Origin of the sequence: Micromonospora sp. A3M-1-15 (genome assembly GCF_024213425.1) — a bacterium.
Taxonomy (GTDB): Bacteria; Actinomycetota; Actinomycetes; order Mycobacteriales; family Micromonosporaceae; genus Micromonospora; species Micromonospora chersina.
Map to the genome: position 1 here is coordinate 34,440 of NZ_JANAVK010000010.1, position 21,024 is coordinate 55,463.

General features: G+C 74.2%; 19 protein-coding genes. 9 read left to right on the forward strand and 10 right to left on the reverse strand.

Translation table 11 applies throughout. The annotated features are described in order from the left end of the window. Positions 1-12: 12 nt before the first annotated feature. Positions 13-1,101: a zinc-binding dehydrogenase gene (locus tag NLX85_RS32450; RefSeq protein ID WP_254341645.1), complete on the reverse strand. Its 1,089-nt coding sequence runs from the start codon at positions 1,099-1,101 to the stop codon at positions 13-15. Further along, positions 1,094-2,134 (reverse strand): Gfo/Idh/MocA family protein, encoded by a 1,041-nt coding sequence (locus NLX85_RS32455; RefSeq protein WP_254341647.1) that lies wholly within the window; start codon positions 2,132-2,134, stop codon positions 1,094-1,096. Before NLX85_RS32455 ends, NLX85_RS32450 begins: the two co-directional genes overlap by 8 nt. Positions 2,135-2,383: 249 nt before the next feature. On the opposite strand from NLX85_RS32455, the gene NLX85_RS32460 reads away from it, so the two are divergent. The 5 genes from NLX85_RS32460 (at position 2,384) to ctaD (ending at position 8,057) form a co-directional block, all read left to right on the forward strand. Further along, the gene (locus NLX85_RS32460; RefSeq protein WP_254341755.1) at positions 2,384-3,364 is read left to right on the forward strand and encodes a glucosyl-3-phosphoglycerate synthase; all 981 of its coding nucleotides are present in this window, start codon (positions 2,384-2,386) and stop codon (positions 3,362-3,364) included. Between the two features lie 22 nt (positions 3,365-3,386). Next, positions 3,387-4,541, forward strand: coding sequence for a glycosyltransferase (locus NLX85_RS32465; RefSeq protein ID WP_254341653.1), 1,155 nt, complete (start codon positions 3,387-3,389; stop codon positions 4,539-4,541). Positions 4,542-4,651: 110 nt separating this feature from the next. Further along, the gene (locus NLX85_RS32470) at positions 4,652-5,116 is read left to right on the forward strand and encodes a DUF4383 domain-containing protein (protein WP_374628772.1); all 465 of its coding nucleotides are present in this window, start codon (positions 4,652-4,654) and stop codon (positions 5,114-5,116) included. 94 nt (positions 5,117-5,210) lie between these two features. Continuing rightward, positions 5,211-5,942, forward strand: coding sequence for an ATP-binding protein (locus NLX85_RS32475; RefSeq protein ID WP_254341655.1), 732 nt, complete (start codon positions 5,211-5,213; stop codon positions 5,940-5,942). Between the two features lie 87 nt (positions 5,943-6,029). Beyond that, a complete protein-coding gene (gene ctaD / locus NLX85_RS32480) occupies positions 6,030-8,057 on the forward strand; it encodes a cytochrome c oxidase subunit I (protein WP_254341657.1) in 2,028 nt (675 codons plus the stop codon). 66 nt (positions 8,058-8,123) lie between these two features. Here ctaD and NLX85_RS32485 read toward each other — a convergent pair whose 3' ends face one another. The 4 genes from NLX85_RS32485 to NLX85_RS32500 all read right to left on the reverse strand — a co-directional run bounded on the left by NLX85_RS32485 (position 8,124) and on the right by NLX85_RS32500 (position 14,067). Then, complete coding sequence (locus tag NLX85_RS32485; protein WP_254341659.1) at positions 8,124-9,257, reverse strand: SigB/SigF/SigG family RNA polymerase sigma factor; 1,134 nt, start codon at positions 9,255-9,257, stop codon at positions 8,124-8,126. A 242-nt stretch (positions 9,258-9,499) separates the two neighbouring features. Further along, entirely contained in the window at positions 9,500-10,909 is a 1,410-nt protein-coding gene (locus NLX85_RS32490) for a hypothetical protein (protein ID WP_374628773.1), read from the reverse strand. Between the two features lie 277 nt (positions 10,910-11,186). Then, the gene (locus NLX85_RS32495; protein WP_254341661.1) at positions 11,187-12,947 is read right to left on the reverse strand and encodes a thiamine pyrophosphate-binding protein; all 1,761 of its coding nucleotides are present in this window, start codon (positions 12,945-12,947) and stop codon (positions 11,187-11,189) included. Then, positions 12,940-14,067 carry a Vms1/Ankzf1 family peptidyl-tRNA hydrolase gene (locus NLX85_RS32500; RefSeq protein ID WP_254341663.1) on the reverse strand — a complete coding sequence of 376 codons (1,128 nt, stop codon included), beginning with the start codon at positions 14,065-14,067 and terminating at the stop codon, positions 12,940-12,942. Before NLX85_RS32500 ends, NLX85_RS32495 begins: the two co-directional genes overlap by 8 nt. A 142-nt stretch (positions 14,068-14,209) precedes the next feature. Between NLX85_RS32500 and NLX85_RS32505 the strand changes: the two genes are divergently transcribed. After that, positions 14,210-14,758, forward strand: coding sequence for a hypothetical protein (locus tag NLX85_RS32505; RefSeq protein WP_254341758.1), 549 nt, complete (start codon positions 14,210-14,212; stop codon positions 14,756-14,758). Between the two features lie 37 nt (positions 14,759-14,795). Then, the gene (locus NLX85_RS32510) at positions 14,796-15,656 is read left to right on the forward strand and encodes an alpha/beta fold hydrolase (RefSeq protein ID WP_254341665.1); all 861 of its coding nucleotides are present in this window, start codon (positions 14,796-14,798) and stop codon (positions 15,654-15,656) included. Between the two features lie 10 nt (positions 15,657-15,666). Here NLX85_RS32510 and NLX85_RS32515 read toward each other — a convergent pair whose 3' ends face one another. Further along, positions 15,667-16,005, reverse strand: a complete 339-nt coding sequence (locus tag NLX85_RS32515; protein ID WP_254341667.1) for a DUF3817 domain-containing protein — start codon at positions 16,003-16,005, stop codon at positions 15,667-15,669. A 163-nt stretch (positions 16,006-16,168) separates the two neighbouring features. Between NLX85_RS32515 and NLX85_RS32520 the strand changes: the two genes are divergently transcribed. Continuing rightward, positions 16,169-17,647, forward strand: coding sequence for a glutamate--cysteine ligase (locus NLX85_RS32520; protein WP_254341669.1), 1,479 nt, complete (start codon positions 16,169-16,171; stop codon positions 17,645-17,647). A 10-nt stretch (positions 17,648-17,657) separates the two neighbouring features. On the opposite strand, the gene NLX85_RS32525 is transcribed toward NLX85_RS32520, so the two are convergent. Next, positions 17,658-18,233: a GNAT family N-acetyltransferase gene (locus tag NLX85_RS32525; protein WP_254341671.1), complete on the reverse strand. Its 576-nt coding sequence runs from the start codon at positions 18,231-18,233 to the stop codon at positions 17,658-17,660. A gap of 142 nt (positions 18,234-18,375) precedes the next feature. On the opposite strand from NLX85_RS32525, the gene NLX85_RS32530 reads away from it, so the two are divergent. Beyond that, positions 18,376-19,374: a hypothetical protein gene (locus tag NLX85_RS32530; RefSeq protein ID WP_254341673.1), complete on the forward strand. Its 999-nt coding sequence runs from the start codon at positions 18,376-18,378 to the stop codon at positions 19,372-19,374. A 42-nt stretch (positions 19,375-19,416) separates the two neighbouring features. On the opposite strand, the gene NLX85_RS32535 is transcribed toward NLX85_RS32530, so the two are convergent. Then, positions 19,417-20,652, reverse strand: coding sequence for an RNA polymerase sigma factor (locus tag NLX85_RS32535; RefSeq protein WP_254341676.1), 1,236 nt, complete (start codon positions 20,650-20,652; stop codon positions 19,417-19,419). Continuing rightward, complete coding sequence (locus tag NLX85_RS32540; RefSeq protein ID WP_254341678.1) at positions 20,652-20,981, reverse strand: YciI family protein; 330 nt, start codon at positions 20,979-20,981, stop codon at positions 20,652-20,654. Before NLX85_RS32540 ends, NLX85_RS32535 begins: the two co-directional genes overlap by 1 nt. Positions 20,982-21,024: the final 43 nt, after the last annotated feature.

Genomic DNA, 21,024 nt, shown 5'->3' on the forward strand with positions numbered 1-21,024 from the left:
GCCCGCCCAGGCTCAGCCGGTGAGCACCACCTGCAGCTCGGAGCGGCGCCGCTCGGCCAGGTCGGTGAGCAGCGCCGGCGCCTCCTCCAGCGGCACCACCGCGGAGACGAGGTGCTTGCGGATCAGGTCGCCGTACTGGCGGAGCAGCTCGACGGTCTCGGCGGAGAGCCGCTCCCGGTCCCAGGTCGGGGCCAGCCCGCGCGGCACCCGGCCGATCTGGGCGCAGCGCAGCGACAGCCCGTTGTGGTGGAACTCCTCGCCGAGCCGGACCGCGTCCGCGCCGGCCTGGTAGAACGCCAGGTCGATCACGGTGCCCTGGGGGCGCAGCAGGCGCAGCGCGAGCTGGAGCGCCCAGTCCTGGCCCCGGCACTGGAAGACGACGTCCGCGCCCCGGTCGCCGGCGGCGTGGTTCCAGCGGGTCTTCAGCACCACGGCCGGGTCGTCCGCGTCCGGGTCGAGGGTTTCCAGGCCCAGCGCCTCGGCCACCTCGCGCCGGGCCGGGGTGGGGTCGAGGATCACCACGGAGGCGGCACCGTGCCGCCGCGCGAACAGCGCGGTGAGCAGCGCGACCACCCCGCTGCCGACCACCGCCACCCGCCGGCCCCGCACCCCGTCGCCGAGCGAGCGGACGTCGGTGCCGCACAGGTCGGCGGCCGCGTGCAGCAGGCCGTTGGCGCAGATCGGGCCCATGTGCGCGACGTAGACGCCGAGCAGCGGGTCGAGGTCGTCGGGCAGCGGCACGAACCGCTCGGCCACCGGGTCCGCCACGTACCCGCTGCGGTGGCCGTACGTCATGGCGCCGACCGTGCCCACGGCGACGGCCGGGGTGCGGCTCTCCACCACCCGGCCGACCTGCATGTAGCCGAGCCGGGTGACCGGATACGGGGTGCTGGCCTCCCCCGGCTGGAACAGCCCGAGGCCGGCGTTCCAGGTGACGTTCAGGTAGGGGTTGGTGCCCTTGACGTAGCTCAGCTCGGTGCCCGCGGACACCCCGCTGTAGAGGGTCTCCACCCGGAAGGTGCCTTCCCGCAGCTCCCCCGCGTCCTGCTCGACCAGCTCGACCCGGCCCGGTCCGCTGACCACCACCACCCGGTCACGCATCGACGGTCACCCCGGTCGCCTCGGCCGGCGTCGCGTCGGCGACCGCGGCGGTGAGCCGCGCGGCCGGCCCGGTGGGCAGCGCCACCGCCCGCCCGGTCCGCGCGGACTCGGCCACCGCGAGGGCCAGCCGCTGGGTGCGCAGGGCCTCGGCGTACGGGACCCGCACGTCGTCGCCGATCCCCCGGACCGCGTCGACGAAGGCCCGGTCGACGGCGACCCGGGCGCCGTCCGGGTCGGCGGGCAGGTGCCGCTCGCCGTCGGCGTCGCAGATGGTCAGGCCGTCCTCGGCCAGCGACAGGGCCAGCCCGTCGGCGAGGATCTCCAGGCCCGCCCGGTGCTTCCAGCCGAGCACGCAGGCCGCCGCCAGGGTGCCGACGGCACCGGAGGCGAAGCGCAGGGTGGCCGCGGTGACCGAGTCGATGTCCGCGCCCTCCACCGCCGGCGGGGTGCCGTCGCCGTACGCGGTCACCTCGGTAGCCTCGCCGACCAGCAGCCGGACCAGGTCCAGGACGTGCGCGGCCTGCTCGACGACCGGACCGCCGGAGCGGTCCCGGCGGGCCCACCAGGCGACCGGCGGCACCTTGTCCAGCCAGGCCCCGTTGACCATCCGCACCGGACGGTCGGCGAGCAGCTGCCGGGCCTCCTCCACCACGTGCAGGTAGCGCCAGTGGTGGCCGACCCCGGTGAGCAGGCCGCGCCGCTCGACCAGCGCGGCGACCCGCTCCGCAGTCTCCAGGTCCACGGCCACCGGCTTCTCCACGAACATCGGCACCCCGGCGTCGATCACCGCCTCCTCGACCGGGCCGTGCGCGAACGGCGGCACGCAGACGTAGACGGCGTCCGGTCCGGCGGCGAGCAGCTCGTCCACGTCGCGGAAGGTCCGGGCGCCGTGCGTGCCCGCGAGCGCCTCCGCCGCGTCCGGGGCGACGTCGGTCACCCCGATCAGTTCCACGTCGTCGAAGCCCGTCAACACCCGGGCGTGGCGTTGCGCCACCCCGCCGGCTCCGACCAGTCCCACCCGGCACGCGCGCATCTTCTCGACCCTCTCACCGCTCCGACAGACTGCCGAGAGCACTCCCCGGGCTGCCCCGTGGTCAAACGCGGTGGGACACGCAATCAAACGTTCACCGGGTGGGAACCGACCGGCACCCAGGTCGTGATCAAGCTGTTAGGCATGATCCGGTTAGCACGGGCGGTGAAATGGGAAAACCAGAAGCCCGTGGTTCCGCCACAACCTGGGGGTGTGCCCGTGCGGGATACAGATTCGATCGTCTCACCTGTGGTGGAGGCCTGGGCCACGTACCGCACCACGTCCGCCGACCACTGGCCGACGCGGCGCCTGCTGCGGGCCAAGGGCGCGAGCCGGGTCAGTGTGGTGCTGCCGGCGCGCAACGAGGAGGCGACCGTCGGGGCGATCGTGTCGACCATCCGGGAGCACCTCATGGACCGGGTGTCCCTCGTGGACGAGCTGATCGTGGTGGACTCCCGGTCCACCGACCGGACCGCGCAGGTGGCCCGGGCGGCGGGCGCCGAGGTGGTCAGCCAGGACGCCATGACGCGCGGGCTGCCCCGGCTCACCGGCAAGGGCGACGCGCTCTGGGCCGGGCTGGCCGCGGCCGAGGGCGACGTGGTCGCGTTCGTCGACGCCGACCTGCGGGAGTTCCGGCCGCACTTCGTCACCGGGCTGCTCGGGCCGCTGCTCACCGACCCGTCGGTCGACTTCGTGAAGGGCTTCTACCACCGGCCGCTGGTCCGGGCCACCGGGGTGGAGGCCGACGGCGGGGGCCGGGTGACGGAGCTGATGGCCCGCCCGCTGCTCAACCTGTTCTGGCCGGAGCTGGCCGGCTTCGTGCAGCCGCTCGCCGGCGAGTACGCCGGCCGCCGGGAGGTGTTGGAGCGGGTGCCCTTCGTCTCCGGCTACGGCGTGGAGACCGCCATGCTCATCGACCTGCTGGAGCTGGTCGGGCTGGACGCGCTGGCCCAGGTGGACCTGGGTGAGCGCAAGCACCGCCACCAGGACACCGCGGCGTTGGGCCAGATGTCCGCGCAGATCATGCTGACCGCCTGGTCCCGGTTGCAGCGGCGCGGCTGGGCGGTGCCGGGCGTGGAGCCGACCGCCCTGCTGACCCAGTTCCGGCGGGGCGGCTCGGAGGCGCTGCCCAACCTGGACCGCGAGATCGTGGTCAGCGACGTCTCGATCGAGGAGCGGCCGCCGCTGGCGCAGCTGCGCCACCGGGTGCCGCGGCGACGGGTCGCGGCGTGAACAAGGGAAGGGACACCGCACGATGAGTCTCACCGTCCTGATGAACGCGGGTCCCTGGTTGTCCGTGCCGCCGCCCGGCTACGGCGGGATCGAGAACGTGGTCGCCACCCTGGTGCCGGAGCTGCGCAAGCTCGGCGTGCGGGTGGTGCTCGCCTCGGTGGAGAGCAGCACGCTGCCGGTCGACGAGAAGATCTCGGTCTTCCCGGACGGGCAGTTCCACGCGCTGCAACGGCCCTACAACCAGGTCTGCGGGGTGTCCCAGGCGCACCTGAACGGGGTGGTCCGGGCGCTGCACGGCCGCGACGACATCGACCTGGTGCACGACCACGTGGAGGCGGTCGGCCTGGCCACCCTGGCCGCGATGGGCGCGGACGCCCCGCCCGCGCTGCACACCCTGCACTGGGACCTGGCCAAGCACCCCGAGCTGTACGGCAACCTGGACGGCGGCGACCGGGTGCGGGTCAACGGCGTGTCCGCCTCGCAGCTCGCCCGGGCGCCGCGCGCCCTCCAGGAGCACTCGGTGGGCCACGTGCACCTGTCCACCCCGCTCGCCGTCGGCGCGGACCGCCGGCCGGCGGTGGAGAAGGGCGAGCACGTGGTCATCCTGGGCCGGATCAACCCGGGCAAGGGGCAGGACCTGGGCGCCCGGCTGGCCCGGCAGGTCGGCTTCCCGCTGGTGCTGGCCGGCCCGGTCGGCCCGTACCACCGGCCCGAGGACCTGGCCGCGGCGGGCGACGAGGCCCGGCAGAACCCGGACGTGCGGTTCTTCTACGACCAGGTGGCCCCGCACGTCGACGGCGACCTGGTGCGTTGGGTCGGCACGGTGGCCGGGCAGGAGCGTGACGACCTGGTGGCCGGGGCGCGGGCCTCGCTGTTCCCGCTGCGGTGGGAGGAGCCCGGCGGCACGGCGGTGGTCGAGTCGCTCGCGCTGGGCACGCCGGTGGTGGCCACCGACCGGGGCTGCCTGCCGGAGCTCATCGAGCACGGCCGGACCGGGCTGCTCACCACCGACGAGGAGGAGCTGGGCGACCTGGTGCTGGCCGCCGGGCTGCTCGGGGAGGACGAGTGCCGGCGCGAGGCGGCCGCCCGGTTCACCCCCGAGCTGATGGCCCAGCGGTACGTGGACCTGTACGAGCGGGTCCGCCAGCTCGCCACCCGACCGTTGCAGCCCGCCTGAGTCGTACCGCGTCCGGCCCGGACCGTCCCCGGGGACGGTCCGGCCGGGCGTGCGTTTGTCTCCGGTGGGCCGGGGAAAGCCGCGCGGTCCCTGTCAGCTAGGAGGCCGGCATGACGAACTCGATGGCGCACTCCCGTGGGCGACGCAACCCGGCCGACGGCAAGGCGCCGGTACGCCGGGCCGCGGCGACCGTCGGCGTGCTCTTCCTGGTGATCGGCGTGCTGGGCTTCATCCCGGGCATCACCACCCACTTCAGCGACCTGAAGTTCGCCGGGCACGACTCCGACGCGAAGCTGCTCGGGCTGTTCCAGGTCTCGTGGCTGCACAACATCGTGCACCTGCTGTTCGGCGTCGCCGGCCTGCTGCTGGCCCGGACCGTTCCCGGGGCCCGGACGTTCCTGATCGGCGGCGGCGCGATCTACCTCGTGCTCTGGCTCTACGGCGTGGTGGTCGATCACAACAGCGGCGCGAACTTCATCCCGCTCAACGGCGCGGACAACTGGCTGCACTTCCTGCTCGGTGTCGGCATGATCGCCCTCGGACTGCTCCTCACCCGGGACCGGAATCGCCGCTGAGCGGGCAGCGCCCGGGGCTGATGTCCGGTTTCACCCGCCCCGGGCACGGGTACTTCCCAGATCCTCCCGACGAGACGGAAACGAGGGCCTGGGGATGTCGACCCGGATCAGGTGCGAGGTCCGCGACGAGTCGGCGGTCACCGTCGTACGGCTGACCGGCGCGCTCGACCTGGCCACGATGCGCTCGGTGCACACGGTGCTGGACCGGTGCCTGGCGGCGCAGCCGGACGCCCTCGTGGTCGACCTGGAGAAGCTCGACGTCACCGACCCCCTCGCCCTCTCCGTCTTCGCCGCCGCGTTCCGCCGGGCCGCGGACTGGCCCGCGGTGCCGGTCGTGCTGTGCGCCCCGCCACCGGAAACGGCGGCCTGGCTCGCCGAGACCACCGCCTGCCGGGTGGTGCCGGTCCGCCGCGACTGCGCGGAGGCGACCGCGCTGGCCGGCACGGTGGCGGACCCGCGGCTGCGGGCCCGGCTGGAGCCGGTGGCCGGGGCCTGCCGCCGGGCCCGCGAGCTGGTCACCGACGCGTGCACCCGGTGGAACATCCCGGAACTGGCCGGCCCGGCCTCCCTGGTCCTCAGCGAGCTGGTCGGCAACGTCGTCCGGCACGCCGGCACCCCGATGCAGGTGACGCTGACCCTGCGCCGGCCGTACCTGCGGGTGGCCGTGATGGACGGCAGCCCGGCGACCGCCCGGGCGGTGACCGACCGGGACCCGCGCGCCGAGGGCGGGCGCGGGCTCATGCTGGTCCGCGAGCTGACCCAGCGCTGGGGCAGCAGCCCGGCGGGCTCGGGCAAGGTGGTCTGGGCCATGCTGCCGGCGAACTGACCGAATTCTCCACTCTCGCCTGGTTTGATGGGCAGAGGGTCGGGTACGCGTGCCCGTCCTGTCTGTCGTCACACGGGGTGAGAAGCCATGCCTGAACGGGTAGTCACGGAGCCACGAGACCGGGGGCCGGCCATCCTCGCGCCGGCCGAGTTCGGCGGCTATCCCGGCCCGGTGCGGGAGGCGGTCAAGGGCAACACGCTGTGGCGGCTGCTGCGCACCACCGACGCGAAGCTCATCGGCCTGCTCTACCTGATCACGTCCTTCGCGTGGTTCGTCATCGGCGGGATCATGGCGATGCTCCTCCGGGCGGAGCTGGGCCAGCCCGGGATGCAGTTCCTCTCCCCCGAGCAGTACAACCAACTGTTCACCATGCACGGCACGATCATGCTGCTGCTGTTCGCGACGCCGATGGTGTTCGGCTTCGGCAACTACATCGTGCCGTTGCAGATCGGTGCGCCGGACGTGGCGTTCCCCCGGCTCAACGCCTTCGCGTACTGGCTCTACCTCTTCGGTGGCATCATCGCCGTGGCCGGGTTCTTCACCCCGCAGGGCGCCGCGGACTTCGGCTGGACCGCGTACACCCCCCTCAGCACCGCGCAGCACAGCCCGGGCGTCGGCGGGAACATGTGGGTGGTCGGCCTGGCGCTCTCCGGTCTGGGCACCATCCTGGGCGCGGTCAACCTGATCACCACGATCCTGACCCTGCGCGCCCCCGGCATGACCATGTTCCGGATGCCGATCTTCACCTGGAACATGCTGCTCACCAGCGTCCTGGTGATCCTGGTGTTCCCGCTGCTGGCCGCCGCGCTGTTCGCGCTCGCCTCCGACCGGATCCTGCACTCGCACGTCTACGACCCGACCACCGCCGGGCCGATGCTCTGGCAGCACCTGTTCTGGTTCTTCGGCCATCCCGAGGTCTACATCGTCGCGCTGCCGTTCTTCGGCATCATCACCGAGATCATCCCGGTCTTCTCGCGCAAGCCGATCTTCGGCTACACGGGTCTGGTGCTCGCCACCATCGCGATCACCGTGCTGTCGATGACCGTCTGGGCGCACCACATGTTCGCCACCGGCCAGGTGCTGCTGCCGTTCTTCAGCATTCTCAGCTACCTCATCGCGGTGCCCACGGGCGTGAAGTTCTTCAACTGGATCGGCACCATGTGGAAGGGCCAGATCACCTTCGAGACGCCGATGCTGTTCGCCGTCGGCTTCCTGGTCACCTTCCTGCTCGGCGGCCTGACCGGCGTCCTGCTGGCCAGCCCGCCGGCCGACTTCCAGGTCACCGACACCTACTTCGTGGTGGCGCACTTCCACTACGTGCTCTTCGGCACCATCGTGTTCGCCGCGTTCGGCGGGCTCTACTTCTGGTTCCCGAAGATGACCGGCCGGCTGCTCGACGAGCGGCTCGGCAAGATGCACTTCTGGACCATGTTCATCGGGTTCCACGCCACCTTCCTCGTCCAGCACTGGCTGGGCGCCGAGGGCATGCCCCGCCGGTACGCCGACTACCTGCCCGGCGACGGCTTCACCACGCTCAACGTGATCTCCACCCTCGGCTCCTTCCTGCTCGGCGCGTCCACCCTCTTCGTGATCTACAACATGTGGAAGTCCTGGCGGTACGGCGCCAAGGTCACGGTCGACGACCCGTGGGGCTTCGGCAACTCGCTGGAGTGGGCCACCACCTGCCCGCCACCGCTGCGCAACTTCGACCGGATGCCACGGATCCGCTCCGAGCGGCCGGCCTTCGACCTGAAGTACGGCCCGCTCGTCTCCGATCTCGGCCGGGACCTGCCGCAGCGCACCACCAGGCCCCCGCAGCACTTCATGGAGGAGTTGCACCACGAGCGGCACGTCCCCGAGTCGCCGGCCGCCGAGGGCGCGCACGGCGCCCGCGAGGCCGTCGAGTACCAGCCCGCCCCGCAGTCGGGCGCGCGGCCGGTCGACGTGCCGGAGCCGGAGGAGGTCCGCCGGCCCAGCTTCGAGGAGACCGAGGAGCCGGACGAGACGCAGTTCGGCCCGCAGCGCAGCAGGCCGTCGAACCCCCGCTGGGAGCACCCCCGCGGGCACGGGGACAAGCCGGATGGCCGCGGGCACGGGGACAACCGGGAGAGCTGAGCGGGTCAGCACAGGAGGAAGGGCCGGCGCCGCGGGCGCCGGCCCTTCCTCTCGTCGTACGTTCCGTCAGTCGGCCGCCGGCAGGCCCGCCGCGGCGAGCGAGCGGCGCACCGCGGGCTGCACCCGGGTCAGCCGCAACGGCACCCCGGTACGCGCGGCGGCGTCCCGGCCGGCCATCAGCGCGGCGATCCCGCCGGCGTCGAAGCCGCCCGCGCCCACCAGGTCGACCACCACCTCGCGGGGGTGCCCCGTGACCGCCTCCAGCATGGCCTTGCGGAGCTGGTCCGCGCCGTCCCGGTCGACCTCTCCCCCGACCTCGACGACGACCCGGTCGCCGTTCTGCCGCACCGAGATCCTCGCCTTGGCCGGCTCGGACTCGGCCGCGCCGTTCTGCCAGGGTGGCGGGGCGTCGGCGAGCATCGCCTGGCGCAGCCAGGTCAGCGCCCGGGACAGCAGCCGGGACACGTGCATCTGCGAGATGCCGAAGCGGGCCGCGATCTCGGCCTGGGTCTGGTTGCCGTAGAAGCGCATGGCGAGGATCCGCCGCTCGCGCCAGGGCAGCCGGTGCAGCAGGCCGCTGACCGTGACCCGGTCGTCGACCGACTCCAGGGCGTTGTCCGACTCGCCGACCAGGTCGCCGAACTCGGCGGAGCTCTCCCCGCCGACCGGCGCGTTGAGCGAGGCCGGGCTGTAGCCGGCGGCCGACTCCAGCGCGGCGAGGATCTCCTCCTCCGGCGTCTCCAGCCGCTCGGCCAGCTCGGCCACCGTGGGCGCCCGGGACAGCTCGCTGGTCAGCGCCGCGGTCGCCTGCCCGACCTCCAGGATCAGGTCGCGCAGCCGCCGCGGCACGTGCACGCCCCAGGTGCGGTCCCGGAAGTGCCGTTTGATCTCGCCGACGATGGTGATGGCCGCGTACGCGGTGAACGAGCCCCGTTCGGGGTCGTACCGGTCGACGGCGTTGACCAGGCCGAGGCGTGCCACCTGCTCCAGATCCTCCAGCGGTTCCCCGCGGCCCCGGTAACGGCGGGCCAGCCGGCCGGCGAAGGGCAGCGCGAAGCGCACCAGGTCGTCCCGCGCCTCCTGCCGCCGCTCCGGTGGCAGGCCGGCGATCCGTGCCGCGTACGCCAGTGCCGCCGCGTCGAGGTCCTCCAGGCCCCGCTCGGTGGGTGGTGGTGTGGTTGTGGTGGTCTGTCCGAACATCCGCGCCTCCCTCAGGAAGGTCCCCCGCCCGGATCGGAACCGGTCGTGCGCGTGGTCGGGCCACGCACCGGGCCGGAAGTTGGGTTACGTGACGGAACGCCGGGAGCGGCGGCCGCCCGCCGCACGGCGTCGTGGGCCGTTCCGCGGCGAGCGGTGTTCCCGCTCCGTAGGTACTCAATCACGGACCGCAGGATCGCGAGGATGTTTCGCCAGGTTGGCCGGCGACCCGCCGGCCGCCCGCGTCAGGAGACCATCAACCCCTGGTGGGCGCCCGCGTCGCGCAGCGCGGCGAGGGCGTCGGCCATCCCCAGGGGCGGCGGCACGGGCAGGTCGTAGGGCTGGTTGCGCAACACCTCCGTGGCACGGCGGGTGGCGACGGCGGCGACCGGGTAGCCACGCGCCGAGCCCCGGTCCAGGGCCCGCCGGCGGCGACCGAACCCGGCCACGGCGAGCCACTGCGGCAGCCCCGCGACGGCCGGCGAGCGGACCCCGGGCGGTTCGGGCAGCACGTCCACCGAGCTGAACGGCTCGCTGCCGGCGAGCCACCACTCGACCCCCTGCACCCTCCGGCGGGTCGCGTTCTCGCACCAGTAGGGCACCAGGCCGGCCCGGACCACCTGCCACGGGTCGAGCAGCCGTCCGCACTCGACCACCAGGCGGTCGCCGGTCTTGCCGGCCCGCCGCAGCCAGCGCCGGTACAGGTCGGCGGTCGCCGCGCTCAGCGCGTCCGGCTGCGGGACGACGATCCGGTGCAGCGGGTGCCCGTGCCGGCCGCCCCACTCCCGGGCGTCGTGTTCGAAACCGGACTCCACGCCGTTCTCGGCGAAGGCCGCCGGGGAGGTGACGTCCGGCGGCGCCCACCGCGCCCCGTCACCGCCGGTCGAGCGGAGCACCTGGCGCAGCGCGTGCGCGTCCGGGTGGAAGTCGACCGGGTCCAGCCCGCTGGCCGGGGAGCCGACCTGGAAGCTGTGCCCGATCCCGTCGTCCCGCACCGGCCAGGTGCGCGCGTCGTGCAGCAGCAGCACCGGTGCCCCGGGCTCCAGGCCCTCGGCCAGGAACCGGGCGTACGCCGCGGGCAGCGCGCACCAGCGCAGCGCGAGGCTCACCAGGGCGCCCGCCGACGCGCCCCGGCTGGCCGGGCAGTGCACCTGCCGGACGTGCACGCGGGCGTTGCCGGCGAGGAGCCGGCCGGCGAGCGCCGCCCCGTGGTCGAGCGCGGCGTCCGGGCGGTCCACCGCGCCCCGGGTCCAGTGCGCGGCCACCTCGAACCCGGCGGGCAGCCAGGGCACCCCGAGCGCCACCGCCAGGTGGGCCGCCGCGCCGTGCGGCGAGCCGAACACCGCTCCGGGCCAGCGCCGGGCCGGGTACTGGCCGACGAACCAACCGGCGACCCGCTCGAGGTCCACCTCGGCGACCTCGGCGGGGGTGAGCGCGGCCCGGCCGGCGGCCCGCGCCGCGGCGGCGCGGCGAACCGGCTCCGGGGCCCCGGTGAGGCGCGACAGCGGGCCCGGGTGGCCGAGGTCACCGCAGTCGTCGCCGCGCAGCGCCCGGGCCGTCACGGCGACCAGGAGGCGGGCGGCGCTGCCCGGCGCCACCACCCGGTCGCCGCCCAGCCCACCGTCGGCGGCCGACCCCACGGGCACCTTCCGCACCGACCCCACCTTGCCTCGTTCGTTCACCACGCGGCCCGGCTTCCCGTCCCTCTGGGGTCTAAACGGGGCATCCCCCCACGGGTCGGGCCAATCACCGGCCGGGTGGCGGCACCGCGCGCGGCACGCACGGCGGCCGTTCCGCCGTGCCCCGCCCCAAGGGCGCCGACCCGATTCCCGCCGTTAGTGCCGCCAGCCGGCAGCCAGACGCGTCGATCATGAAGTCAGCGCGCTTTCCAGAGGCGCTGACTTCATGATCGACGCTGGGCCCTCGGATGCTCTAGACCAGGTCCTCCGCCTCGACGGCCGTTCCGGTGTGCAGGACCCGCTCCCGTACCCGACGGGCCGCGTCGCCGTCGGCGAACAGGCCGCGCAGGTCGGCCAGGGCCGGCTCGGGCGGATCCAGCGCGACCGCCGGGTCGACCACGGCCTCCAGCACGCTGGGCCGGTCCGCGGCGAGCACCTCGTCCCAGGCGGGACCGACCAGGTCGGGGCGGTCCACCCGCACCCCGTGCAGGCCGAGCAGCCGGGCCCACCCGGCATACGGCACGTCGGGCCGCCGGTCGGCGAACGCGCCGGGCGGGCGACCGCCGCCCATCCCGGACTGGTCGCGGTTGTTCAGCACCAGCACCACCAGCCGGGGATCCCGCCACTCCTGCCAGTGGTGCGCCACGGTGATCAGCTCGGCCAGCCCGTTGAGCTGCATGGCCCCGTCGCCGAGCAGCGCGATCACCGGCTCGTCCGGCCGGGCCAGCTTCGCGGCCACCGCGTACGGCAGGCCGCAGCCCATCGAGCCGAGCGTGCCGCAGAGCTGGGCCCGGACGCCCGGCGGCAGTTCCAGATGCCGGGCGTACCAGTAGATGACCGAGCCGACGTCCACCGCCACCGAGCCGCGGCGCGGCACCCGCGTGGAGAGTTCCTGCAGCACGAGCTGCGGGTTGATCGGCTCGGCCGGGGCGGCGGCCCGCTCGGCGGCGGCCTCCCGCCACCGGTCGACCGAACCCTCGACCACGCCCCGCCACTGGGCGTTGGGCCGGTCCGGCACCCGGGCCAGCAGCGCGCGCAGCGTCTCGGCGGCGTCGCCCACCAGCGGCACGTCCACCGGGTACCGGGTGCCGATCCGCCGGCCGTCGATGTCGATCTGGACCGTTCGGACCTGGCCCGGCATGGGGAACCAGTCGGTCCACGGGTCGTTGGTGCCCACCATGAGCAGGGTGTCGCAGCCACCCATGAGCTGCGCGGCGGCCGTGGTGCCGACCTCGCCGAGCACGCCGGTGTGGAAGGGCAGCCGCTCGTCCAGCACCGGCTTGCCCAGCAGCGAGGTGGCCACGCCCGCGCCGAGCCGGTCGGCGAGGGCCACGATCTCCTCGGCCGCGCCGTGTGCGCCCTGGCCGATCAGGATCGCCACCCGCTGGCCGGCGCCGAGCAGCGCGGCGGCGGCGTCCAGGTCCACGTCGTGCGGCAGCACCCGGGCCAGCGGCTCGCCCGGCGTCGCCGACATCACGCCGGCGACCTGCGGCATCAGGTCGGGGACGGCGGCCACCTGCAACGCGTACGGCAGCACCACGCAGGTCGGGCTGCGGGTCGCCGCCGCGGTGCGGAACGCCTGGTCCAGCAGGCGCGGCACCTGGTCGGGCGTGCGGCCGTAGCGGACGAACTGGTTGCAGACGTCGCCGAAGAGCCGGCTCAGCCCGATCTCCTCGTGCGCCCCGCCGAGCGGGCCGGTGATGTCCTCGCCGACGATGGCCACCACCGGTTTGCTGTCCAGCTTGGCGTCGTAGAGGCCGTTGAGCAGGTGCACCGCGCTGGGCCCCTGGGTGGCCAGGCACACCCCGATCCCGCCGGTGAACTTCGCGTGCCCGGTGGCCATGAACGAGGCGGTCTCCTCGTGCCGGGCGGGGATGAACTCCGGATCCCCGCCCGCCGCGTCGAGCGCGTCGACCAGGGGCGCGATCGCCGCCCCCGGGTAACCGAAGGCCCGGGGCACCCGCCAGGCCCGCAACCGTTCGACGACCAGGTCGGCCACGGTGCGGTCAGCCATTGCCCCGCCCGGGCGTGCTGGCGTCGACGTAGCGCAGCACGGCGCCGACCCCGTCGGTGAGCTCCGGCGCCTCCTCCGGCGCGAGCACGGTCAGCTCGGCGTCGGTGCCGATGAGCGCGCGCAGCAGCGCGGCGTCGGCGCGTACCTTCTGCGGGTCGGCCACGGACATGTCCGCCAGCTGCCGCGGGTCGGTGGCGATCTCGGTCGGTTCCGGCCCGATCCACAGGTCGCCGTCGGCGGACGCGTCGTCGACGATCAGCATCGTGTCGACCTGGTTGCGTTGCAGGGCGGAGACCACCGCGTCCAGGCCGGCGCCGACGTCCTCCTGCACGCCGAAGCGGTCCAGCGCGGTGGCGATCCGCTGGTCGGCGACCTCGGCGATGGTCTGCACGGTGATGTCGTCCATCAGCATGTCGTCGGAGCCGATCTGCTCGCGGGAGCCGGCGTCGGTGCGGACCAGCACGTCCTGCCAGCGCTCCGGCAGCTGGGCGGCGATCATCCCGGTGGCCCGGATGTCACCGGCGACGACCACCACGTCCGCGCCGACCCGGTCGGCCAGCTCGGCGGTGGCCGCGGCGGCGTCACCGGCGTTGTGGTGCCAGGCCTCCATGGCGGCCCGCTGGTAGCGGGACTGCGACCAGCCGCCCGGCTGCACCCGGCGCAGCTGCCAGCTTTCCCGCCCCTTGATCGAGGCCCGGCGCGGCACCCCGCCGGCGCTGACCGCGACGGCGTCCGCCCCGGTCCGGTCGGCCAGCACCCGCACCCAGGCGATCTGCTCGCCGCGCTGGGCGACCAGCGGCATCGTGTGCGGCAGCGCGGACCAGCTCCCCAGGTCGCGCAACGGCGGCGCGGACAGGTACTCGGTGAGCACCACCCGCCCCCGGTTGGCGAAGACCGCGATGCCGTAGTCGCCCGGCATCGGGGTGTGCCGTCGGACCACCTCCTCGACCGCCTCGACGGTCGCCTGGTCGGCGCCCTGCCCGATCAGGTCGCCCTTGAGCGCGCGCCAGCGCAGGTCGACCTGCGGACGCGCGTCGTGGGTGTCCCGGGAGGCGTCCATGTACACCGAGCACCAGGGCCCGGGACGGTCGTAGAGCGGGCGCAGGAAGGACAGCTGCATGCTCGACCCCTTTCCAGCTCGGCCGCACGCATACCCGCGCGAGTGCGGATGTCACCTTGCGGGCCGGGCCGCGTGACCGGCGTTCATTCACGTCGTTCAACCCGGAGAATCGATACGATCAGTGAACGCGACGGAACTCTCGGTGGTGAACATGGACACGGAGCTGCACATTCGCCGCGCCGTCCACCCGACGGAACGGATCGTCACCGGGCGGCTGGTCCGCCTCCTGGAGGGCTATGCCCGCGAGGTGCGGGTGGGGCAGCCGGTGCTGGTCGCGGTGCTGACCGCCGCGGGTGTGGTGGGGCTGCTGCTGCGGGTGGTGCGCGCCCTGCTGAGCAGCGGCGGCGGGGGCGCCCGGCGCAGCTTCAAGGAGCTGAAGCAGGGGCCCGAGTTCCTGGTCACCCCGGTGCGGGTGCGCGACGCCGCCGACCGGCTCGTGGAGGTGGAGCTGCACGGTCACCTGCCGCAGAGCGCCCTGCACCCCGGCGACCACGTGCAGCTCACCCTGCGCCCGCAGCGCGACGCCGACCTGCCGCCCCGCATCGAGCGGATCGTCAACCTGACGACCGGCCAGTTGCTGACCCCGCGCACCGCGACGGTCTGGTCGCACCTGGGGCCGGCGCTGCTGCTCCAGGCGGTGCTCGGCGTGCTGCTGGTCGCGGGCGTCGCCGCCTGCTCGGCGCTCGGCTGAGGTTTCCGCCTCCCCCGCCCGGGGCACCGGCTCGCTCATGTTCCCCGGATTCACCCTGTCGGAGATCGATCTCGGCCCGGTCCGGCTGCGGGTCCGGCACGGCGGCTCCGGGCCGCCGGTGGTGCTGCTGCACGGGCATCCGCGTACCCACGCCACCTGGCACCGGGTCGCGCCGCTGCTCGCCGCCCGGCACACCGTGATCTGCCCGGACCTGCGGGGGTACGGCGGTTCGTCGAAGCCGCCGAGCGACCCGGAGCACACGGTCTACTCGAAGCGGGCGATGGCCCGCGACGTCGTGGCGCTGCTCGACGCGCTGGGCCACCCCCGGGCGGCGGTCGTCGGCCACGACCGGGGCTCGTACGTGGCCATGCGGACCGCGCTGGACCACCCGGACCGGGTGACCCGGCTCGGCGTGCTGGACGGGGTGCCGATCGGCGAGGCCCTGGCCCGCTGCGACGCCCGGTTCGCGGCCCGCTGGTGGCACTGGTTCTTCCTCGGCCAGCTCGCCAAGCCGGCCGAGCGGGTGATCAACGCCGACCCGGACGCCTGGTACGGCGGCTCGCCGGAGGCGATGGGCGCGGAGGCGTACGCCGACTACCGGCGGGCCATCCACGACCCGGCCACGGTGCACGCCATGTGCGAGGACTACCGGGCCGGTCTCGGCCCGGACCGGGCGGCGGACGACGCGGACCGGGCCGCCGGCCGGCGGATCGGCTGTCCGGTGCTGTTCGCCTGGTCCGAGCGGGACGACATGGTCGACCTGTACGGCGACCCGGCGGCGATCTGGCGGGACTGGGCCGACGACGTGCGCGCGGCCTCGATCCCCTCCGGGCACCACATGGCCGAGGAGGCCCCGGCGGAACTGGCCGCCCTGCTCGGGGACTTCCTGGCCGGGTGAGCCGCGGCGGTCAGCCGACCGGAGTGAGGGGACGGCCGGCGGCGGCCGGGGCGGCGAGGAGGCCGCGGCGGCGGGCCCAGCGTTCGAAGAGCACCGTGGCGAACGGCGGCACGGCGCACGCCAGCGCGATGGCGGTGTGCCACAGCGACCAGCGCCGCTGCCGGGCCACCACGAGCACGAGCAGCCCGTACGCCACGAAGAGCGCGCCGTGGACCGGGCCGAAGACGTGCACGCCGATCTCGTTGCGGGGCGGCCCGTACTTGACGGCCATGCCGGCCAGCAGGGCGGCCCAGGAGCAGGCCTCGGCGATCGCCGCCGCCACGAACAGCCGGATGGTGGTCTCGCGCATCCGGCCATGCTAGCCACCCGGGCGTGCCGGACCGGCCGGGGAAACCGGCGACGCGACAGGGATCACCGGCGGGACGGCTGGGTAGTAATGGATCCCCCGGGTCTTTCCCCGCGACACCGGGGCGTGCGAGGTTAGGGGGACCAACGGTGACAGGGTGGTGACCATGGGCGAGGACGTCGGCGTGCGCACCTTCAGCCGGGAGGACCGCGCCCGCTACCGCGACAAGGTGCGGCGCTGCCTGGACGTGTTCGCCGAGATGCTGCGCGAGTCCCGCTTCGACGTGGAGCGGCCGATGACCGGGCTGGAGATCGAGCTGAACCTGGTCGACGACGAGTCCCAGCCGGCCATGCGCAACGCGGACGTGCTGGAGGCGATCGCCGATCCGAGCTTCCAGACCGAGCTGGGCCAGTTCAACGTGGAGATCAACGTCGCGCCGCGCCGGCTCACCGGCACCGGCACGGCGCAGTTCGAGGAGCACGTCCGGGCCAGCCTCAACGCCGCCGAGGAGAAGGCCCGCGCGGTCGGCGCGCACATGGTGATGATCGGCATCCTGCCGACCCTGCGCCCGGAGCACCTGACCGCCGAGACCCTGTCGGCCAACCCCCGCTACGCCCTGCTCAACGAGCAGATCTTCGCCGCGCGCGGCGAGGACCTGCGGATCTCGATCAGCGGGGTGGAGCGGCTGGCCACCACGGCGGACACCATCACCCCCGAGGCCGCCTGCACCAGCACCCAGTTCCACCTCCAGGTCAGCCCGGCCCAGTTCGCCGACTACTGGAACGCCGCCCAGGCCATCGCCGGCGTCCAGGTCGCGCTGGGGGCCAACTCGCCGCTGCTGTTCGGCCGGGAGCTGTGGCGGGAGACCCGGGTGCCGCTGTTCCAGCAGGCCACCGACACCCGCGCCGAGGAGATCAAGGCCCAGGGGGTACGCCCCCGGGTCTGGTTCGGGGAACGCTGGATCACCAGCGTGTTCGACCTGTTCGAGGAGAATGTGCGCTACTTCCCGGCGCTGCTGCCGGTGTGCGACCCGGAGGACCCGGCGGAGACCCTGGCCGCCGGCGGCGTGCCGAAGCTCGCCGAGCTGCGGCTGCACAACGGCACCGTCTACCGGTGGAACCGCCCGGTCTACGACGTGCTCAAGGGGCGCCCGCACCTGCGGGTGGAGAACCGGGTGCTGCCCGCCGGGCCGACCGTGCTGGACACCGTCGTCAACGGCGCCTTCTATTTCGGCCTGGTCCGCGCCCTCGCCGAGTCCGACCGGCCGCTGTGGTCACAGATGTCGTTCAGCGCGGCCGAGGAGAACTTCACCAACTGCGCCCGGCACGGCATCGACGCCCAGGTGTTCTGGCCCGGGCTGGGCTACCTGCCGGTGACCGAACTGGTGCTGCGCCGGCTGCTGCCGCTGGCCCACCACGGGCTGGACCGGTGGGGCCTCGACCCGGCCGAGCGGGACCGGCTGCTCGGCATCGTCGAGCAGCGTTGCCTGACCGGCCGCAACGGGGCGACCTGGCAGGTGGAGACCCTGCACCGGCTGGAGTCCGCCGACCACCTGGACCGGCCGGAGGCGCTGCGCGAGGTGGTGCGCCACTACGTCGACCTGATGCACAGCAACCGCCCGGTCCACGAGTGGCCACTCCCCTGACCGCTGCGCGTCAGAGCGGGGACGGGTCGTCGCGCAGCCGGCTGTAGAGGTGCCCGTCGCGCCAGGCGCCGGCACGGAACTCGCATGCCCGGACGACGCCTTCCAGCTGGAAGCCGGCCTTCTCCAGCGACCGCTGCTCGGCGAGGTTCTCCGCGTGGGTGCCGGCCTGGATCCGCTGCACCGGCGTGTGCGCGAACAGGTAGTCGCAGAGCAGCGCCTGCGCTCGCCAGCCGATGCCCCGACCACGCCACTCGGGCAGCAGGACGATGCCGATCTCCCAGTACGGCGCCCGCCCGCCGTAGCTGCCCGACAGGTAGCTCACGTAGCCGGCGGCGGCCTCCTCGGGCTCGGTCCAGACGATCAGCCGGCCGTCCCGCTCGCCCAGGTAACCGTCCTCGGCATACCGGCGGGCGGGCGCGCCCGGATCCCGGAAGCCGGCCCAGTCCAGCCCGATCAGGCCCGGCTCGGTGGCGAACCGGCGGAACATCGCCAGGTCCGGCTCGGCCACCGGGCGCAGCCGGACCGTGCCGCCGCCCACCTCGTGCGCGATGCCGGCGAGCCTCGCCGGCGGCTCGGCCTCGTCCATTTCCGGCACGCTAGCCGCCCGTGGCCCGCTCCGCCGCCCCGGGCGGGAAGGGGGCTCCGGGTTCCGCACGGGGGAGGAAGCCAGGCGCGTGCTGCGACCCGAGGATGGGATCGGTTCCGTCCCCGACCGCGAGGAGCGCTCCGTGACGCAGACCCACCGGCCCCCACGGCACCCCGACGACCAGGTCCGACTCCCCCGCACCCCCGTGCGCGTCGGCACCTCCACCTTCGTGAACGGGCACTTCCCCCGGCGGCGGGGCCTCGTCGCCCTGCTGGCCGTCCTCGGCGGATTCCTGCTGACCGTGGTCTGGTCGGCCGAGTTCGTGGACCAGACCATTGGCGACAACGTCGCCAACACCCTGCTCGGCCACGACGCGAAGGAGACCCCCATCCAGGGGATCGCCGCGGGCGTGCTGTTCGCCTTGGTCTCCGGCATCGCCGGAACCTTCACCGCCTGCAACATCGCCGCGTTCGGCGCCCTCGCCCCGCTGACCGGCAGCACCGGCGGCCGGTGGAGCCGGTTCGCCGCGCCGCTGCGGCCGCTCGGCTGGATGGCGGTGGGCATGACCACGGTGTCGGCCGCGTACGGCGCCGTGGTCGGTCTCGTCGGCACGTCGATGCCGCAGTTCTCCACCGCGCCGACCACACCCAGCGGGCTGTCGCCGCGCAGCATCCAGTCGATGGTGGTGTTCGGAGTGATCGGGCTGGTCATGGTCTATCTCGGGCTGGCCTCGCTCGGCGTGGTGCCGGACCCGTTCGCGCGGCTCGCCCGGCGCCACCCCAACGCGCCGATGGTCTTCATGGGCGTGCTGATCGCCGGTTTCCTGATCGGACGGCCCTTCGCGCTGTTCCGGCAGATGTTCCGTGACGCCGCCGAGAGCGGCAACCCGCTCTACGGCGCGGCGGCGTTCACCCTCCAGTCGATCGGCAACATCGTCATCATGGCGGTGCTGTTCCTGCTGCTGGCCTGGCTCGCCGGCTCCCGGCTGCAACGGTGGTTCGCGGCGCGGCCGAGCCGCCTCGCGGTGCTGACCGCTGTCGCGTTCCTCGTCGCCGGCGCCTTCACGTTCCTCTACTGGGACGTCCGGCTGCTCGCCCGCCGCGAGATCATTCCCTGGTACCCGACGGCCCCCTGGGCCTGACCGGGCGGTGCGGGACCGGCGCCCCGCCGGCCCGGTCCCGCGTCACGGCGACGCGGTCGCCGGGCCGGCCAGCTGGTCGCGGCGGCGGATGAGGTACGCCGTCTCGGCGGTGTTGCCGGCCAGGCCGACGGCCCGGTCGTACGCCGCCCGCGACTCCGCGCTCCGGCCGAGCCGGCGCAGCAGGGCGGCGCGGGTGGCGTGAAAGGCGTGGTAGCCCTCCAGCGGCAGGCCGTCCACCTCCGCGAGGGCGACCTCCGGGCCGTCGAGCTCGGCGACCGCGATCGCCCGGTTGAGCCGCACGATCGGCGAGGGGTCGAGGCGCACCAGTTGGTCGTAGAGCGCGACGACCTGTGACCAGTCGGTGTCCCGGGCGTCGCGGGCGTCGGTGTGGACGGCGTTGATCGCGGCGAGGATCTGGTACCGCCCCGGCGGCTGGCCGGAGGCGAGGCGCGCGCGGACCAGGGCGTGGCCCTCGGCGATCAGCTCGCGGTCCCAGGCGCCGCGGTCCTGCTCCTCCAGGGTGACCAGCTCCCCGCTCGCGGACACCCGCGCCGCCCGCCGGGCCTCGGTCAGGAGCATCAGCGCCAGGAGTCCGGCGACCTCGCCGTCGGCCGGCAGGAGGGCCCGGACCAGCCGGGTCAGCCGGATGGCCTCGGCGGTCAGGTCGCCGCGGACCGCCTCCGTGCCGGGGCCCGAGGCCAGGTAGCCCTCGTTGAAGATCAGGTAGAGGACGGCCAGCACCCCGGTGAGGCGCGCCGGGAGGTCCTCCCGCAACGGCACGCCGAAGGGGATCCGGGCCGCCTTGATCTTCGCCTTCGCGCGGGTGATCCGCCGGCCCATGGCGCTCTCCTGGACCAGGAACGCGCGGGCGATCTCGGGCACGGTGAGCCCGCCGACCAGCCGGAGGGTCAGCGCGATCCGCACCTCCATGGCGAGAGCGGGGTGGCAGCAGGTGAAGACCAGGCGGAGCCGGTCGTCGTCAATGGCGCCAAGCGGCTCGGGGGTGTCGGACAGCATCAGCGCCTCCCTGTGCTTCTCCTCCCGCCGGACCTCACGCCGGAGACGGTCGATGGCCCGGCGGTGGGCGGTGGTGGTGAGCCACGCGCCGGGACTCGGCGGGACGCCCTCGACGGGCCAGCGCTCGACGGCGGTCGCGAACGCCTCGGCGGCCATGTCCTCGGCGATGTCGAGGTCGCCGAAGCGCCGGGCCAGGCTCGCGACCACCCGGGCCCACTCCTCGCGGTGGACCCGGGTGATCACCTCGTCGACGTCGGTCATCAACCCAGGAACGGCCGGAGCTCGACCCTCCGGTTGCAGTGCTTCGACCCCGAGGCGGCGAGCCGGAGCGCCACGTCGAGGTGGGGCGCCTCGATGATCCAGAAGCCGATGACGTGCTCCTTCGACTCCACGTAGGGCCCGTCGGTGAACACCGGCTCCCCGTGGCGGCCGTCCACGACGGTGGCCGAGCCGGGCGACGCGAGGCCGCCGGCGAAGACCCAGTGGCCGTCAGCCCGAAGCCGCTCGTTGAAGACGTCGATCGCGGCCATCTCCGCCTCGGTGGCGAGGTCGGCCGTGTCGGTGAGCACGGACATCAGGTACTGCGCCATGGGGATCATCTCCTGTCGCCGGGTGGCCGCTCCCTCGGGCCGC

Coding starts and splice junctions, on each gene's coding strand:
- NLX85_RS32495 (WP_254341661.1), bottom strand. CDS start 12,947: ATGGCTGACCGCACCGTGGCCGACCTGGTCGTCGAACGGTTGCGGGCC.
- NLX85_RS32485 (WP_254341659.1), bottom strand. CDS start 9,257: ATGTTCGGACAGACCACCACAACCACACCACCACCCACCGAGCGGGGC.
- NLX85_RS32510 (WP_254341665.1), top strand. CDS start 14,796: ATGTTCCCCGGATTCACCCTGTCGGAGATCGATCTCGGCCCGGTCCGG.
- NLX85_RS32515 (WP_254341667.1), bottom strand. CDS start 16,005: ATGCGCGAGACCACCATCCGGCTGTTCGTGGCGGCGGCGATCGCCGAG.
- NLX85_RS32520 (WP_254341669.1), top strand. CDS start 16,169: ATGGGCGAGGACGTCGGCGTGCGCACCTTCAGCCGGGAGGACCGCGCC.
- NLX85_RS32470 (WP_374628772.1), top strand. CDS start 4,652: ATGACGAACTCGATGGCGCACTCCCGTGGGCGACGCAACCCGGCCGAC.
- NLX85_RS32450 (WP_254341645.1), bottom strand. CDS start 1,101: ATGCGTGACCGGGTGGTGGTGGTCAGCGGACCGGGCCGGGTCGAGCTG.
- NLX85_RS32500 (WP_254341663.1), bottom strand. CDS start 14,067: ATGCAGCTGTCCTTCCTGCGCCCGCTCTACGACCGTCCCGGGCCCTGG.
- NLX85_RS32465 (WP_254341653.1), top strand. CDS start 3,387: ATGAGTCTCACCGTCCTGATGAACGCGGGTCCCTGGTTGTCCGTGCCG.
- NLX85_RS32540 (WP_254341678.1), bottom strand. CDS start 20,981: ATGGCGCAGTACCTGATGTCCGTGCTCACCGACACGGCCGACCTCGCC.
- NLX85_RS32525 (WP_254341671.1), bottom strand. CDS start 18,233: ATGGACGAGGCCGAGCCGCCGGCGAGGCTCGCCGGCATCGCGCACGAG.
- NLX85_RS32475 (WP_254341655.1), top strand. CDS start 5,211: ATGTCGACCCGGATCAGGTGCGAGGTCCGCGACGAGTCGGCGGTCACC.
- ctaD (WP_254341657.1), top strand. CDS start 6,030: ATGCCTGAACGGGTAGTCACGGAGCCACGAGACCGGGGGCCGGCCATC.
- NLX85_RS32535 (WP_254341676.1), bottom strand. CDS start 20,652: ATGACCGACGTCGACGAGGTGATCACCCGGGTCCACCGCGAGGAGTGG.
- NLX85_RS32455 (WP_254341647.1), bottom strand. CDS start 2,134: ATGCGCGCGTGCCGGGTGGGACTGGTCGGAGCCGGCGGGGTGGCGCAA.